This window comes from Aureimonas sp. SA4125, assembly GCF_019973775.1.
In the GTDB taxonomy this organism is placed as follows: domain Bacteria; phylum Pseudomonadota; class Alphaproteobacteria; order Rhizobiales; family Rhizobiaceae; genus Plantimonas.
This window is the reverse complement of record NZ_AP025032.1, coordinates 4311260-4325963: the sequence shown is the minus strand read 5'-3', so window position 1 is coordinate 4325963 and position 14704 is coordinate 4311260. Positions and strand designations below refer to the sequence as shown.

Below are 14704 nucleotides of genomic sequence, written 5' to 3'. Positions count from 1 at the left end.
GCTGAGGCGATTACGGCTTCATCCAGGGTGAGGCTGCGAAAGTGGCCTGGGCCACCGACTCCGGGGCGACGATGGCCGGCTTGCCGTCGCTCTGCAGCTGGTAGAAGAGCGTCGGCATGTAGTCGTTGCCCTGGATTGCCAGATGCGTCTTCGGGTCGAAGGCCAGGCGTCCAGAGGGCGTGTCGACGTCGAGCTTGCCGAAACAGGTGCCGATGGCCATGCGGTCGGTCGGATCGTTGCCTTGGTTGACGCAGAGCGCATAGAGTTGCGCCGCGTTGTAGCCGGCGACGGAGAAATAGCCGCCGGGACCGTATTCCTCGGCAAACTTGGCGGAGATCGCCTTGGTGTCCTCGCGGCTGTCGATCGCGCCGCCCAGCATGGAGTACATGACGCCGACGGCCTGGTTGCGGGTGACATCCTGGAATTCGGGGATCGACGGGGCGTACTGCAGGAACAGCAGCGACGGCAGCGGCTGCTCGTTGAACTGGTTGAAGAAGGTAGCTGCGCCCGAGGCCGACCATTCCGTGTTGATGATGACCGCCGGGTTGAGCTCACGGATCTTGGCGAGTTGCGTGCGCCAGTCCGTGACCGACTGGAAGGGCACCGTGTCTCGCCCGACGACCTGCCAGCCGACTTCCTTGAAGACCCGGTCGAGCCCGTCGGCGATGGTCGAGCCGTAGGGGTCGTCGGAACCGACGATGTACACGGTCTTCGCCGGCAGTTTGAGGGTGCCCTTGTCCAGATAGTCGTTGAGGAGAGGCGGCAAGTCGGTGAAATAGCCGCCGTAGTCCGGAACACGGGACCAGACTGTCGGATATTTCTCAGGATCCTTCTCGATGATCGCCCGAGTCGATTCCGCGCCGCCCGAGATGAGATAGGGCATCTTCTCCTGCGCCATCAGATCGATTTCGAAGTTCGACGTGCTGGCATAGGGTGTCAGGATGACGTTGAGGCCTTCAGTGCCATTGAGGCGGCGAAATGCCGTGACCACCGCGTCGTTGCGCATATTGGTCGCGTCGGCCTCGACGATCTCGAAGAGATAGCGCTTGTCCTTGCCGCAGACGCCGCCGGCCGCATTCAGTTCGGCGATGGCAATGCCCGCCGCACGGGAGTAATCGGTGGCGTCGGCCGCCGTCGGACCAGTCAGCGGTGCCAGGACACCGATCTTCGCCGTTGCCGTCTCGGTGAAATCGCAGGTCGTCAGGCTCTCGACTGTCGGCGCCGGGAGCATGTCGGCAGCCGCAGGCAGGAGACCTGCCAGCAAGAGCGCACTCGAACCGAGGGCGGCGGTTCTGAACCGACGCAAGAGCCGGGAAGCTTTCGGGCACACACGCATGGGGTCATCTCCTTTGGCTGGCCGTCGGTCGATCAACGATCCGTTGGCGGGTTGAACAATGGCCGCCGCGAGCCGGTATCCAGCTCGGGCGGGTCGAGAGGAAAGCGCAGTAGGGTGAGGGCGAGGGCCTGGGCGCGGGGAAGGATCGAGCCCCGCTCGACATATTCGGCCTCGGTGTGGGCCTTGCCGCCGACCGGACCGAGACCGCAAAGCGTCGGAATGCCGAGCGAGGCGGCGAAGCCAGCGTCCGAGCAGCCGCCCGTTGCCTCGCCCTCGGCGGCAAAGCCGAGGGTCGCGGCGGCGGACTGGTAAACAGCCAGCAGTGCCCGGGAGCCTTCCGAGGGAACCATCGGGTGGAACTCGCCGATGACATCAAAAGCCGCGCTCGTCGCCGCGTCCCGGTTCAGCGAGACGATCGCGTCAATGGCCTGGAGGAGATTGGACCGCTGATCGGGGGTGGCATAACGGATGTCGATTCCCGCCCTGGCATCCGGCGCAACGGTATTGATCGACTGTCCGCCCTCCACCAGTCCCACATTGACAGTAATTCCCGAGTCGAGATCCGTCAGCCGCTCCAGGTCGACGATCTTGTGCGCCAGCTCGGTAATGGCGCTCGCGCCGGCCGGGAAGTCGATCCCGGCATGCGACGCCCTTCCGGTGACGCTGAGCCAGCCGAACATGCCGCCCTTGCGCTCGATGACGACATTGCCGTTGGCCCGGCCCGGTTCCGCGTTGAGAACGAAGGCGGCCGTGCGCGCCGCCGCATGGATGTGCAGGTGCGACAGCGGCGAGGCGATTTCCTCGTCGACGGTGAACAGGGCGGTGACGGGCCGCGCTGGCGTAGTCGTCGCCGCCAATGCCGCCAGGACGAAAGCCTCAATCACAAGGCCCGCCTTCATGTCCGCCACGCCCGGTCCATGAAGCTGATTGCCGGCGACGCGGAAGGGGCGCGCGGCGGCGGCGCCCATCGGAAAAACCGTGTCCATGTGCCCGAGCATCAGGGCGGGCGCGACGCTAGCGGCGCCAGGCACGCCCGCCGCCAGCAGAGGTGCATCGGAGCCGCTGGAAATCCGAGAGACTTCCACATTGGCCGAGTGCAGAAATTTCTCAAGTCGGGTCGCCACCGCGGCGACACCCGCAGCATCGGTGCTGTTGCTGTCGATAGATACGAGGTCGCAGAGAAGTGCCTCCATGTCGGGCACGCGGGCAGCCAGCCAGTCGAGCACGGGCGCCTCGGTGTCCAGCGCCGAGCCCATCAGCTTTCCGTCCCATGGGCGTGGCGCCGGCCGCCAAAAGTCGGGATGCCGGCGGTCACCGCATTGTTGTGGCTGAGGTGGCTCGCGGCTTCCATAGCGTGCGGCGCAAAGGTCCGCTCGAACTCATCGGCCTTCCACTTGTTGACGCTGGCGGCGATATGGACGGCAGCAGCCGGCCGCCCGGACGCATCGATAACGGGCGCTGCGATGACGAGCTCACCAGGTGAGCTTTCGCCGGCGACGAAGCCGTAGCCCCGCTCTCGGGCCTCATCGATCTTGTCAAGGATCGCGGCCGGATCCGTCAACGTCAGGGGAGTCATCGGCCGCAGGTCTGACATAGCCAGAATGGCGCGCACCTCCTCGACCGGGAGCCGTGCCAGGGTCGCCCTGCCGCCGGCCGAACAGTAGGTCGGCATGCGGCGACCAATCAGCGTGGAGTGCTGCGGGTATTCGCGCTTTCCATGCAGGCGGATAGCGTAGATGACCGTGGTTCCGTCGAAAAGACTGAGGTTGGTCCGCTCGCCGCAATCGCGTCGCAACTGGAGCAGGACGGGCGTCGCTGCGATCACCAGGGGATGCGCGCGCAGGAAATGGAAGCTGAGGTCGAGCACCTTCTTGCCCAGCGAGAAGCGCCCGGATTGCGGATCCTTTTCCAGATATCCGGTCTGAACCAGCGTATGGACGCACCGCTGCGTCGCCGGTTTCTCCAACCCTGACAGACGGACGATCTCGCTGAGGCTCAGCAGATGCTCGGCATGCGCGAACGCCTCGAGCACGAAAAGCGCTTTCTCCAACGACTGTATGAAGAGGGGTGAGCGCTCCACCGGGGGTCCATTCTTGCGTAAAAATCTAATTCGTAGTATTGCTATACGATACGATTCAGGAAAGCGCAATCGACTAAAGTGCTCAAATTATGGGCACTTGAAGCTGCGGAAAGGAGCTGAGAAATGCGTTTAAAGGGAAGGATAGCGCTGGTAACCGGGGGGCATCGCGGGATTGGCGGCGCGTGTGCCTCCGCGCTTGCGGCAGAAGGCGCGACGGTGATCGTTGCAGATCTCCTGGTGCGTGAGCCGTCGGAAAACGAGGCGTCCATCCGAGCCTGGCCGCTCGACGTCCGATCGGCTTCCGCTTGGGCGGAACTGTCCGAAGAAATCCTGCGCGTTCATGGCCGCCTCGATATCCTTGTCAATGCAGCGGGCGTCTCCCAGCCTCGCTCGGAGGTGCACGACCTCGATCTCGACGAGTGGGACGATGTCATCGCGGTCAACCAGACGGGCGTTATGCTGGGCATGCGCATGGCGATCGGCATGATGCTGGGGCGGGGGCCGCTTTCGATCGTGAACATCTCGTCGATCTGGGGCCATGTCGGCGGTTCCGGCCAATTGGCCTACCATGCGAGCAAGGGTGCCGTGTCGGTGATGACGCTGAACGCCGCGGTGACCTACGCCGCCCGGGGCATTCGCGTGAACGCCGTTCTCCCGGGCCTGATAGAGACCGAGATGGTGCGGGACCAGGATCCCGCCATGCGCGCTGAGACTATCAGCAACACTCCGATGAGCCGCGTCGGCTCCCCCGATGAGGTGGCGAAGGGGGTATTGTTTCTGGCGAGTGACGAGGCAAGCTACATCACGGGTGTCCTGCTGCCGGTAGATGGAGGATTTACGGCTCGCTAGAGCGTGGCAAGACGCCGACTGACCCTTGGGTGGATCGGAGCGGCGTCCGCGCGGCCGGCGCTACCAACGCGCCTCCCAGAAGGCCATCGGGTCCTTGGCCATGACTTCGTTGATCCCCGGCGGCACGACAAGAATGGTCTCCTCGCCGACGCGCTCGCGCAATTCGGCACGGGCGGCTGCGACAAGGTCCGGCCGCGTGAGAAAGGTCACCGCGGCGAGCGCCATTGCCTCCGACGCCATCAGCGGGCCGGGGCTGCTGGAGGGGTGGCCGGAGAGCGCCGTCCAGGCCCAGTGATGGATCGGCACGTTGGTGGGATAGGCCCAGTTGACCCGTGCAATCGGCACGATCCAGCTGCAGTCGCCATCGTCCTGGCCGTAATAGTCGATGCCCTCGTCGAAGAACTCGAGCCCGCGGTGCAGATCGAAGGGTTTTCCGGGACTGGCGGCCTCCGAAAGTTCCTGCATCCAGGCAATGTCGGCGTCGGTCCAGCGCGGCGGGCCGACCACCCGCAGGCATTCGTCGAGCACCTTGCCGGCGACGTCGTTGGCGAGATAGCCGCGGCAGGCCGCGATGAACTTTTCCTCGAACGCGACGCCCGTCTTGGCAGCGGTGGCAGCGAAGATCTCCTTCATCGCCTCATAGGCTTCCATCATCGGGGCAAGGTCGCGATGCCGGAGCGAGCACCACATCCTCACTTCTTCCGGCATCACCCCGGGCATGACCCCGGCGACGGAAGATATGCTTCTCGTCGGTGCCGGGAAACCGCTCCTCATAGACTGCGGTGAAAACGGCCATCGCCTCTTCCGCCGTCTTCAGGGCATTGCGTACAGTGCCTATGCCGGCATGGGCGCTATCTCCCCGGAATATGAACTCACCTGACATCACGGCAAAACACGGCCGCGACAGCGAACCGTTCTGATAGTCGCCATGCGAAGTGAGGATGACGTCGAATTCGTCAAAGATGCCGGCCTGCTGCAGCGCGATCTTGCCCCAGCCGATCTCTTCTGCCGGACAGCCAACGACGACGATCTCGCCGGCAAGCCCAAGCTTGGCGGCGGCGAGCGCCGCGGCAATTTCGGCGCCGGTGTTGGCGGGGCCGATGTGGTTGTGCCCGCAGCCATGGCCGGGCTTGCGGCCGGTGCCCTTGCGATAGGAAACCGCCTCGTTGTCGAGGCTTGCCAGCGCGTCGTACTCGGCCAGGACGGCGATGCGCGGGCCATGGCCTGAACCGTGGCGGGCGACGAAAGCCGTCGGAACGCCCGCGCTGCCGATCTCGACCGTGAAGCCGTAGCGCTTCAGGAAGCCGGTCAGAATCTCGACGCTGCGGTATTCGAGGCCCGGCATTTCGGGCACCAGCCACATCTCGGCGAACATCGCCTCGATCTCCGGCTTCAGCGTCGCCCAAACGGCGCGGACTTCGGCAATGTCGGTCATGGAATGTTCCCGGGACTCAGGCCAAAATGCCTTCGGCGCGCCAGCGGGCGCGATAGGTGGCGATGATGGCGCCCAGCCGATCCTTGCCGAAGCTCGGATCGTGGCCGGCGTGGACGATGCGGACCGGCAAGGCTTCGAGTTGCTTGAACGAGGCCTCGTAGTCGTCGACGTCCATGCCGAAGCCCTGGTAGAGCGGGGGGCCGTCATAGATGATGTCGCCGGCAAACAGGATGCCGGTGGCGTGCTCGAACAGCGCGATGCTGCCCGGCGAGTGACCGGGCCAGCAGGACCTCGAACTGGCGGTCGCCGAGGTTGACCGTCTCGCCCTCGCGAATCTGCCGCGTCGCCGGTGCCGGCTGGATGCGGTAGCTCGCCGGATCGTAGCCTTCGTACGGCAGCGCGTGGATCAGGTAGGTGCCAAGCGGCGGGTAGCCCGCGGCGACGAACTTTTCGCGCAAGTCCAGCGGCATGTCTTCCGACAGCAGCGAGCCGGAGGGTTGGGCAAGCCTTTCCGCCTCGATCGGGTGCACCCAGCGCTCAGAAAATTCGTGCATCGCGCCGATATGGTCGAGATGCGGGTCGTGTCCGTCAACGTGGTGGAAATTGAGTGTAGCTGAAGCGGCTCCGTTTCAGGCGACTTCGGTGGAAATCTGTTCGGGTTTTGCAGTGTTGCCCATGGCCATGAGGTCGGCCATGGGTTCGGTCTGCATGTAGCGGTTCTGGATCTGCCATTCGTCGTTGGCCTCGAGAAGGACGGCGCCGATGAGCCGGATGATGGATCCCTCGTTCGGGAAGATTCCGACGACGTCGGCACGCCGCTTCACCTCCTTGTTCAGGCGCTCCAGGGAATTCGTCGAATGGATCCGGGTCCGGTGCTGACTGGGAAAATCCATGTGCGCCAGCACGTCGGTCTCGCTGTTGTCGATGAAGGCCCCGAGCTTTGGACACTTTCCCCGAAGCTGGTCGGCGACGTGGCGCAGCGCCTGGCTGGCGCTAGCACGATCGGGCTGGGCGAAGGCTTGGCGCAGCGCGGCCGCCGCCATGCTCTGCTGCGCCTTCGGGACATACGACAGGGCGTTGCGCATCCAATGCACCCGGCAGCGCTGCCAGGAGGCGCTGAACACCCGGCGAATGGCGGCTTTCAGCCCTTCGTGAGCATCCGAGATCACGAGCTTCACGCCGGACAGGCCGCGGCGCACGAGGCTCTTGAGGAAGCTCGACCAAAACGTCTCCGCTTCCGAGGGGCCGATGTGAAGGCCGACGATCTCGCGCTTGCCGTCCGTGTTCACGGCCACGGCGATTATGGCGGCGACCGAAACGATGCGTCCACCCTCGCGCTGCTTCAGGTAGGTCGCATCCAGCCAGAGGTAGGGCCAGTCGCCAGTGAGAGGACGGTCGAGGAAGCCGCCGACGCGTTCGTCGATGTCTTTGCACAGCTTCGATACGGTGCTCTTGCCGATCCCCGACAGCCCCATGGCCTGTACCAGATCGTCGACCCGCCGGGTGGAAACGCCGCTGATCCAAGCTTCCTGAATGACGGCAACCAAGGCCTTCTCCGAGAGCTTTCTCGGCTCCAGGAACGGCGGGAAGTAGCTGCCCTGCCGAAGCTTGGGTATCCGAAGCTGCAACGAGCCGAGCCGCGTGTCGAGCGAGCGGTCGCGGTAGCCATTGCGATAAGTCGCCCGTTCCTGCGTCCGTTCGTGGCGCCCGGCGCCGATCATGCCTTCAACGTCGACCTCCATAAGGAGCTGCATCACGCTCTCGGCTATCGTTCTCAGGAAATCGCCGTCCCCGGCTTTCGCAAAAAGCTCGGCAAGCGGTAGTCTGTCCTCGGTCATCGGGTTCTCCGGTCAGGTTGAAGTCTCGCAACTCCACCTTAGCCGCCCTATCCGGTGACCGCCTCAGCCACACCTTTCAATGTCGGAATTTCCACCACGAGCGCGGACACTACCCGAGATGCGTGTGGGTGGCGAAGGCGATGGTCTCCCGGCCCTCGAAAAGCTCGGGAAGGGCCGGGCGCAGCGGCACGATACCCATGCCGCCGTTGATCAGGAGATCGCGGTCGCGGCCGCGCACGTGCCAGAGATTGGACTGCTCCAGCACGTCGACATTCGGCTCGAGGATCAGCGTGATGTCGCCGCCGAGATCGGTCTTGCGATACCAGTCGCCCTCGGCGACCGGGAGGGCGGCTGCGCGCGCCATCTCAGGCGCTCTTTGCCAGCAGCGCCGGCTGGGCGGCGGCGTGGGCGCGGAAAGCCTCGATCATCTCGGCAGCAGAGCGACGGGCGCCATGCTGCAGGTATTCCATCGCGATCAGCGCGGCGTCGTGGGCCGCAACATCCGAACCGCCGACGCAATCCTCGACCACGCGGGTGTGATAGTCGGCCTGGTGCGCGTCGGCGAAGGTGTAGTGGACGCGTCGCCACGCGTCTAGACAAAACCTTGCACAGCAGGGGGCGACCAGAGGGGCTGTGTCGGAAGAGCCATTATTGTGCAGAAATCTTCAATTCTGCCGATAAGGCAATCGATTGGCCGGTGTCACGCTACTCCTGCGCTTGATGCGCCTCGCTCTGATGAATTGGCACGCGCCTTGCACCGGGGTTAGGGAGCTAGTGGCTAGGGTTCCGGCGTCGTTTGACGTGCTGGTCCGAGAGCTGCTGTCGCGGCGGGAGACATCCGTCCGATGCACGGCGGGACAAAACCCCGGGAGATCTCACACCACAGGATGGGCGGATTGCGCCTGTTCTTCTGACGAGATCGAGGACTGCCATGCGCCAAAACCCCAACACGACTGCGTCGAACCTGTATCCGCTTCGCCGCCGATCTGGTCGGGCGCTCCTCCATCCAGCCGAGGAGGCTTGCTCGTGACCAATACCGCCATCGGCAATGACAGTGTTGTTCCACGCCTGCGGGTCGAGGGCCTGTCGCACCACTTTAGCACTCCCGGCTCGGCCGATACGATCGCCGTGTCAAACATCACGCTGGACGTCGCCCAGGGACGCTTTGTCAGTCTGATCGGCCAATCCGGCTGCGGCAAGTCGACCCTCTTCAACATCCTCGCGGGTCTGCTTTCCCCGACGAAAGGACGCGTGCTGCTCGACGGGACTGAGATCACCGGCCGCGCCGGTCTCGTCTCCTACATGCTGCAGAAGGACCTGCTGCTGCCCTGGCGCAACATATTGGACAACGTCATCTACGGCCTCGAGATCCAAGGCGCCGACCGAAAGGCGGCTCGCGCCATCGCCGAGCCGATGATGGAGCGGTACGGCCTCGGGGCCTTCAAGCAGCATTTTCCCGGCAGTCTGTCCGGCGGCATGCGCCAGCGCGCCGCTCTGCTGCGGACTCTTCTCTGCGAGAATGACGTGATCCTCCTGGACGAGCCCTTCGCCGCACTCGACGCGCAGACCCGCTTCCACATGCAGGAATGGCTGCTGACGCTGTGGAAAGACTTCGACCGCACTGTGCTTTTTGTCACCCATGACGTCGACGAGGCAATCTTCCTCTCCGATGAGATCTGCGTTCTGTCGCCGCGCCCCGGCCGCATCGCCGACCGTTTTGCCGTCGACCTGCCGCGGCCGCGGCACCGGGATGTCGTCACCTCACCCGCCTTCATCGCCCTGAAACAGCGCTGCCTGGACCTGCTGTTCGCCACTGCCGAGCCGGCGCCCGACCGGGAAGAGATCGCATGACCGTACTCGACGATACGAAAATCCGCCTCGCTCCCGTGCTCGACGTGCACGGCACGCTCCGGCCAAAAGTCCGCCGACGCCAAGGTGTGGTCATCGCCGGGGCGCGGCGCTGGACACGAATCACGATCTGGTTGGTGCAGGTATCGGTCTTCCTTGCCATCGTCGGCGGTTGGGAAGCGGGAGCGGCCACTGGGCTGATCGACCCGTTCTTCTGGTCCTCGCCCTCGCGCATCGTCACCGCGGCGATCATCGTGTTCCAGGAGGGCTCGGTGTTCTACGACACCTGGTTCACCTTCAAGGCGACGATCATCGGCTTCCTGCTCGGCTCGGCGCTTGGCGCGGTCATTGGGCTCAGCCTCTGGTGGTCGGTTAACGCCGCCGCCGTCGTGCAACCCTACATCGTCGTGTTCAATGCGGTGCCGAAGATCGCGCTCGGGCCGCTGATCATCCTGATCTTCGGTATCGGCATTGCCTCGAAGGTGGCCCTGGCGATCGCCTTCACCGCCGTGATCACCGCGCTCGCCGCCTATGCCGGCGTCCGGGCGGTCGACGACGACTTGGTGAAGCTGACGCTGTCGCTCGGCGGCAGGCGCCGTGACGTCTTCTTCAAGATCGTCGTGCCGTCTTCGCTGCCCTGGATTACCTCCTCGCTGCACATCAACATCGGCCTGGCGCTGGCCGGCGCCATCGCCGGCGAATTCATCTCCTCCCAGTACGGCCTCGGCAAGATCATCATGTATGCCGGCGCGACCTACGACATGGCGTTGATCTGGGTCGGCATCATCATCCTCGCGCTGCTCGCGACGGGCCTCTACGCCGCCGTGTCCTTCCTCGAGCGCCGCTTCATGAAGGGCCAGAGCGTCAAGACGATCTGAGTCCCCTCAACCTCTTTACCTTCCCCGTCGACCATCGCAACGCAGCCAACGTCAGGAGACACCATGTTCGAGCTCAACCGTCGCCAAGTCCTCGGGGGTGCCGCCGGCATCGCCGTCACCGGCCTCACGAGCCGCCGCGCCCGAGCCGACATGCGCTCGCTCATCGTTACCGAGCCTGGCCATTCCGCCGACTCGCTGCCGTTCTACGTCGGCATCCGCAAGGGTTTCTACAAAGAGGCCGGGCTCGACGTGCAACTGGTCACCTCGGAAGGCGGCGGCAAGGCGATGGCGGCCGTGCAGTCCGGCAATGCCGACGCCTATATCGGCGGCCCCGAGCACATCGCCTTTGCGAATGTGAAGGGCGGCAAGCCGGTGCGCGCCGTTATCGGCCTGTCCAACCGCGCCAACTCGTTCCTCGTCGCCCGCACCGGCGTCGCCATCGACCCGGCGAAATCCTTTGCCGAAAACATCAAGGGCAAGAAGATCGCTGTCGGTACCCGCGGCGGCACGGGCTATTCCATTCTGCTCTATTTGCTGAAGCGCGACGGGCTCGACCCGCGCAGCGACGTCGTACTCCTAGAGATCGCCACCAATGCCGGGACGGTCGCGGCAGTAAAGAACGGCGAGGCGGATCTCGCGATGGTCTCCGAGCCGGCGATCGCGCAGGGAGTGAAGACGGGTATCTGGCAAGAGCCCTTTGCCAGCATGCCGAAAGAACTCGGCCCCTTCGCCTGGACCACGGTCAACCTGCCGAAGGCGTTGATAGAGAGCGACCCGGACCTCGTCAGGGCAATCGTCGCCGCCTCGAAGAAGTCGCTCGACCTCGTGTTCAATGACGAGGCGGAAATGCGCGCCATCGCCGCCGAGGAGTTCCCGACATTGCCGAAGGACGATCTCGACGCCATCCTGACCCGCGCCCGCGCCAACGACATGTGGGAGCAGGACGGCGCCATGCCCGAGGAAGCATGGGCGAAGACGCTGAGCATCATCACCATTTCCGGCATGATCGCACAGGACGTCGCCTATGCCGACGTGTTCGACCCGACCTTCCTCTAGCTTGCACGGACCGGGGGTCTGCGGTGCCCCCGGTCGAATGACCGCTGCCCAGTTTCCCCATGCGAGAAATTCGATGTCCTTCACCATGCCGACGCTGAAGCTCACACACCACGCCGCCCTGACAGCGATCAATGCTGCGATCGACAAGGCGCTGGAGATCGGCTGGAACGTCGACATTGTCGTCGTCGACGACGGTGGGAACACCGTCGCCTGCGTGCGGATGGACGGCGCCAACCTGTTGTCGATGTTCACCGCGACGACGAAGGCGCAGTCCGCTGCCTCGCACCGTCGGCCGACCACCGAGATCGATGCGGAGATGGCACCGAGCCTTGCCTCGGCCTCAGGCGGGCGGCTGACCAACATGGCTGGCGGCCTGCCGATCGTCGTCGACGGCATCTGCATCGGCGGCATCGGCATCGGCTCGGCCCCGGACGCAGAGGACGTGGCGATCGCGCGTGCCGGCCTTGCGGCGATCGGCGCGGACGAGCGCATGCCGGGCTGAGCCGTGCGTTAGCCCCGCCTCACGGAACCACCTGGTTCCTTCTTTCGACAGGACGCGCCATGACCACCGACGTCACCAAAATGTACATCCTTCTCTGCGGCTACGAAGTCATCCGCAAGTCCGGCTGCGTGCGCGACGCCGATCCCAACATCGTTCTGACCGTGCCGATCTCGGCTTATCTCTTGGAGACCAAGCAGGGCTACGTGCTGGTCGATACCGGGCTCGACAGCGCGACGCTGGCCGACCCCGCCGCCAGCCGCGCCGCTTACGTCAACGCCACCTTCCCGGCGCCGCCGGTGGTTTTGCTGGAGCACGAAATGTTGGCGCAGCTCGCCGCCATCGGCGTCGCACCGGAGGAAATCCGGGAAGTGGTGCTGACGCACGCGCATGGCGACCACACCGGCAATCTCCACCACTTTCGCCACGCCCGCGTGACCATGCAACGGCAGGAGCACGAGGCGGCGTTCTCAGGCCAACGGCGTGAGGCGCGATCCTTCGCCGAGATCGATGCGCCCGGTATCCGGTGGCATCTGATCGATGGCGACTGGCAGATGATGAATGGCCTTGAACTGATCCTCACCCGCGGTCACACCGCCGGCCATCAGTCGCTGGTGATTACTCTGCCAGAAAGTGGCGTGAAGGTACTGACGGGCGACGCTGCCGACCTCGCTGAGAATTTCGAGCGCGAAGTGCTCGGCTCCAGCATGGATGACGCCGCCTCCTTGGCCAGCATTCGGCGTTTGAAGCAGATCGTTGCCACCACGTCCGGCGAACTCATCGTGCTTCACGATCCAGGTTTCATCGAGCAAGCTCGCCTTGCGCCTCTTTTCTACGCATAGCCGACAGCCCGCGCATGGTGCATGAGCGGCGCGACAACGGTTCGGCGATCGAGCTTCGTCGCACCGCCGGACCGATGCGCCAAAACGGGTTGAAGGTGCGGCAGAAGCGGCGGATCAAGCGCGCCACCGACAGTTCAGCGGGGACGGCGATGCTGCTCCGGTCCGCAATGAGACACGGCGTTCATCTCTCCGCGAGCTCAAGCACTGTCTTCGTCAGCACCTCCGCCCCAGCCGTGCAATCTGCCGGTTCGGTGTATTCGGCCTCGTTGTGGCTCCATCCGTCGCGGCTCGGCACGAACAGCATGGCGCTCAGTGCGAGCTTCGCGATGAAGAACGCATCGTGGAACGCGCCTGAGAGAAGCCGGCGACACCGGTGATGCGCGCAGGCGGCCTCGATGACCAGAAGCAGGGACAGATCGAAGGCCACTGGCTTCGTATCGAGTGTGCGGACGATCGTCGCGGTGCAGCCCTGCGCGGCGGCGAAGCTCGCGGCAGGGGAGCGGTTCTTGGTTTCCAGCTCGGCAAGCTGTGTTGCCTGGGGATGGCGGATGTCGAGCGTGAACATCGCTGTGCTCGAAATGGCATTGATCGAGCCGGGCAGCGCCGCGATTCGACCCACTGTCAGCCGTGCATCCGCGTCGTTGGGCATCACGGACTCTTGCAGGAGTTTGAGCAGGGAGACGGCGGCATCCATCGGATCCTGGCGAAAGGCAAGGGGCGTCGTACCAGCATGCGCGGCGCGGCCGCTGATCGTCACTTCAAGCCAGCAGGTACCCTGCACGCCCGTCACGACGCCGACAGGGATCTGCTCGCGCTCAAGAACCGGGCCTTGCTCAATGTGGAGCTCTACCCAAGCCGACAAGGGCGTGCCGAGCGGGCGCATCGATGCTGCCGGCAACGCGTCGAGCGTCGCCTGCAATTCGTCGGCGAACGCAAGGCGCGGGCGGAGCTTGACCGGCTGCTTGCCCGGCGCGCCGCACCAGCGGGAAATCGCGAAACGGGCTTTCGTAAGCGACTCGCCACCGCTTGTGAAACCAGACATAGAGAATCCCGTCCCCGACCAAGGCCAGTCTTTCATGAATCCAATTCGACGCCGCGCTTCGACAGCGACGGCATTCACATCGGCGTCTATGGCGGCTGGTCGGACGGCCCGTGGTCGCTGGCGGGATCGCTCGCCTATGCCGCCAATTCCATCTCGACGGAGCGCCGTGTGGTCTTCGGCGGCATCGACCGCACGGCCGATTCCGACTATTGGAGCCACACGATCGGCTTCTCCGGAGAGGCGCTCTATGGCTTCAACCTGGGCGGCGGCACGACGCTCTCGCCGCTCGCAACGCTCGACGCAGGCTGGTCCGGACATGGCGGCTTCACCGAGACCGGCGCGGGCGCGCTCAACCTCACCGGAGCCTCCGAGAGCTGGACGCGGCTCGACACCGGCCTCGGCATCGCTGAGCCACGTCATCCTGACCGAGAGCGGCAAGGTGACGCTGGACGGCCGCGCGGTGTGGGAACACGCCTTCGCCGACGTTGTGCCGAGCCAGAGCCTCGCCTTCGCGGGCAGCCCCACCGGCTTCGAGGTGCTTGGCCCCGATGCCGGCCGCGACCGCTCCCGCCTCGGCGCGGGCGCCTCCTTCGGGGCGACCGAGGATCTGACCATCCGCGCCAGCTATGACGGCGTGTTCTCCGACAGCCAGCAGAACCACACCGCGAGCGTCGGGCTCAGCGTGAAATTCTGAGTTCGCAGCATGAAACCCGCAAGGACGAAACTTGGGGCCGCACGTCGAGCGGAGACGATCCTGGCTGGCGTCGCAGCCGGGCTGGTCGGGCGGGCGTAACGCACCTCGCCGTCTCCGGAGGAGAAACATCCGGCGCCATCGCAGAGGCACTTGGGCTCGCGACCGTCCGCTGTCTGCCGGATCGCGGCTCCGGCGGCGGCCTCTGAGTCGCCGATCATCCACGACCTCTGTCGCTGTTCTTCAAATCCGGCAAGCTTGGCACAGACGACGTGATGCTGCAGGCGTTGACGCCGATGAAGTAGCTCAA

At 64.8% G+C, this 14704-nt stretch carries 18 protein-coding genes, 1 pseudogene and 1 riboswitch; of the genes and pseudogenes, 8 read left to right on the top strand and 11 right to left on the bottom strand.

Translation table 11 applies throughout. The features are described 5' to 3' along the window. Positions 1 to 10: 10 nt before the first annotated feature. The 3 genes from Sa4125_RS20415 to Sa4125_RS20405 are packed head-to-tail and all read right to left on the bottom strand — an operon-like array spanning position 11 to position 3416. Positions 11 to 1336, bottom strand: a complete 1326-nt coding sequence (locus Sa4125_RS20415; RefSeq protein WP_224001105.1) for an ABC transporter substrate-binding protein — start codon at positions 1334 to 1336, stop codon at positions 11 to 13. A 32-nt stretch (positions 1337 to 1368) separates the two neighbouring features. After that, the gene (locus Sa4125_RS20410) at positions 1369 to 2592 is read right to left on the bottom strand and encodes a M20 family metallopeptidase (RefSeq protein WP_224001103.1); all 1224 of its coding nucleotides are present in this window, start codon (positions 2590 to 2592) and stop codon (positions 1369 to 1371) included. After that, on the bottom strand, positions 2592 to 3416 hold the full coding sequence (locus Sa4125_RS20405) for an IclR family transcriptional regulator (RefSeq protein ID WP_224001101.1): 825 nt from the start codon (positions 3414 to 3416) through the stop codon (positions 2592 to 2594). The genes Sa4125_RS20410 and Sa4125_RS20405 overlap by 1 nt, the downstream gene beginning before the upstream one ends. A gap of 123 nt (positions 3417 to 3539) precedes the next feature. Here Sa4125_RS20405 and Sa4125_RS20400 point away from each other — a divergent pair, with 123 nt between their 5' ends. Beyond that, on the top strand, positions 3540 to 4265 hold the full coding sequence (locus Sa4125_RS20400; protein WP_224001099.1) for an SDR family NAD(P)-dependent oxidoreductase: 726 nt from the start codon (positions 3540 to 3542) through the stop codon (positions 4263 to 4265). A gap of 60 nt (positions 4266 to 4325) precedes the next feature. On the opposite strand, the gene Sa4125_RS20395 is transcribed toward Sa4125_RS20400, so the two are convergent. The 7 genes from Sa4125_RS20395 to Sa4125_RS20365 form a co-directional block, all read right to left on the bottom strand. After that, the gene (locus Sa4125_RS20395; RefSeq protein WP_224001097.1) at positions 4326 to 4919 is read right to left on the bottom strand and encodes a hypothetical protein; all 594 of its coding nucleotides are present in this window, start codon (positions 4917 to 4919) and stop codon (positions 4326 to 4328) included. Further along, positions 4903 to 5700, bottom strand: a complete 798-nt coding sequence (locus Sa4125_RS20390; protein WP_224001096.1) for a hypothetical protein — start codon at positions 5698 to 5700, stop codon at positions 4903 to 4905. Before Sa4125_RS20390 ends, Sa4125_RS20395 begins: the two co-directional genes overlap by 17 nt. A 16-nt stretch (positions 5701 to 5716) precedes the next feature. Then, a complete protein-coding gene (locus Sa4125_RS20385) occupies positions 5717 to 5929 on the bottom strand; it encodes a hypothetical protein (RefSeq protein WP_267461382.1) in 213 nt (70 codons plus the stop codon). Then, the gene (locus Sa4125_RS20380) at positions 5904 to 6254 is read right to left on the bottom strand and encodes a hypothetical protein (protein WP_224001094.1); all 351 of its coding nucleotides are present in this window, start codon (positions 6252 to 6254) and stop codon (positions 5904 to 5906) included. Before Sa4125_RS20380 ends, Sa4125_RS20385 begins: the two co-directional genes overlap by 26 nt. A gap of 75 nt (positions 6255 to 6329) precedes the next feature. Beyond that, positions 6330 to 7538, bottom strand: a complete 1209-nt coding sequence (locus Sa4125_RS20375; protein ID WP_223998301.1) for an IS256 family transposase — start codon at positions 7536 to 7538, stop codon at positions 6330 to 6332. A 109-nt stretch (positions 7539 to 7647) separates the two neighbouring features. Beyond that, a complete protein-coding gene (locus tag Sa4125_RS20370; RefSeq protein ID WP_224001092.1) occupies positions 7648 to 7902 on the bottom strand; it encodes a hypothetical protein in 255 nt (84 codons plus the stop codon). 1 nt (position 7903) lies between these two features. Next, the gene (locus Sa4125_RS20365; RefSeq protein ID WP_224008069.1) at positions 7904 to 8164 is read right to left on the bottom strand and encodes an isochorismatase family protein; all 261 of its coding nucleotides are present in this window, start codon (positions 8162 to 8164) and stop codon (positions 7904 to 7906) included. A 141-nt stretch (positions 8165 to 8305) separates the two neighbouring features. After that, positions 8306 to 8412: riboswitch (guanidine-I (ykkC/yxkD leader) on the top strand. Between the two features lie 152 nt (positions 8413 to 8564). On the opposite strand from Sa4125_RS20365, the gene Sa4125_RS20360 reads away from it, so the two are divergent. The 6 genes and pseudogenes from Sa4125_RS20360 to Sa4125_RS20335 form a co-directional block, all read left to right on the top strand. Continuing rightward, the gene (locus Sa4125_RS20360) at positions 8565 to 9389 is read left to right on the top strand and encodes an ABC transporter ATP-binding protein (RefSeq protein WP_267461343.1); all 825 of its coding nucleotides are present in this window, start codon (positions 8565 to 8567) and stop codon (positions 9387 to 9389) included. After that, positions 9386 to 10264 carry an ABC transporter permease gene (locus Sa4125_RS20355; protein ID WP_224001088.1) on the top strand — a complete coding sequence of 293 codons (879 nt, stop codon included), beginning with the start codon at positions 9386 to 9388 and terminating at the stop codon, positions 10262 to 10264. The genes Sa4125_RS20360 and Sa4125_RS20355 overlap by 4 nt, the downstream gene beginning before the upstream one ends. A gap of 63 nt (positions 10265 to 10327) precedes the next feature. Next, positions 10328 to 11320, top strand: coding sequence for an ABC transporter substrate-binding protein (locus tag Sa4125_RS20350; protein ID WP_224001086.1), 993 nt, complete (start codon positions 10328 to 10330; stop codon positions 11318 to 11320). 73 nt (positions 11321 to 11393) lie between these two features. Next, positions 11394 to 11822: a heme-binding protein gene (locus tag Sa4125_RS20345; RefSeq protein WP_224001084.1), complete on the top strand. Its 429-nt coding sequence runs from the start codon at positions 11394 to 11396 to the stop codon at positions 11820 to 11822. 59 nt (positions 11823 to 11881) lie between these two features. Then, entirely contained in the window at positions 11882 to 12661 is a 780-nt protein-coding gene (locus Sa4125_RS20340; RefSeq protein WP_224001082.1) for an N-acyl homoserine lactonase family protein, read from the top strand. Between the two features lie 5 nt (positions 12662 to 12666). Beyond that, positions 12667 to 12795, top strand: a pseudogene (locus Sa4125_RS20335) (IS3 family transposase); the annotation flags it as partial. A 47-nt stretch (positions 12796 to 12842) separates the two neighbouring features. Here Sa4125_RS20335 and Sa4125_RS20330 read toward each other — a convergent pair. After that, positions 12843 to 13703 (bottom strand): hydantoinase/carbamoylase family amidase, encoded by an 861-nt coding sequence (locus Sa4125_RS20330; protein WP_224001080.1) that lies wholly within the window; start codon positions 13701 to 13703, stop codon positions 12843 to 12845. 316 nt (positions 13704 to 14019) lie between these two features. Here Sa4125_RS20330 and Sa4125_RS24140 point away from each other — a divergent pair, with 316 nt between their 5' ends. Further along, the gene (locus tag Sa4125_RS24140; protein WP_228748754.1) at positions 14020 to 14397 is read left to right on the top strand and encodes an autotransporter domain-containing protein; all 378 of its coding nucleotides are present in this window, start codon (positions 14020 to 14022) and stop codon (positions 14395 to 14397) included. Positions 14398 to 14704 lie beyond the last annotated feature (307 nt).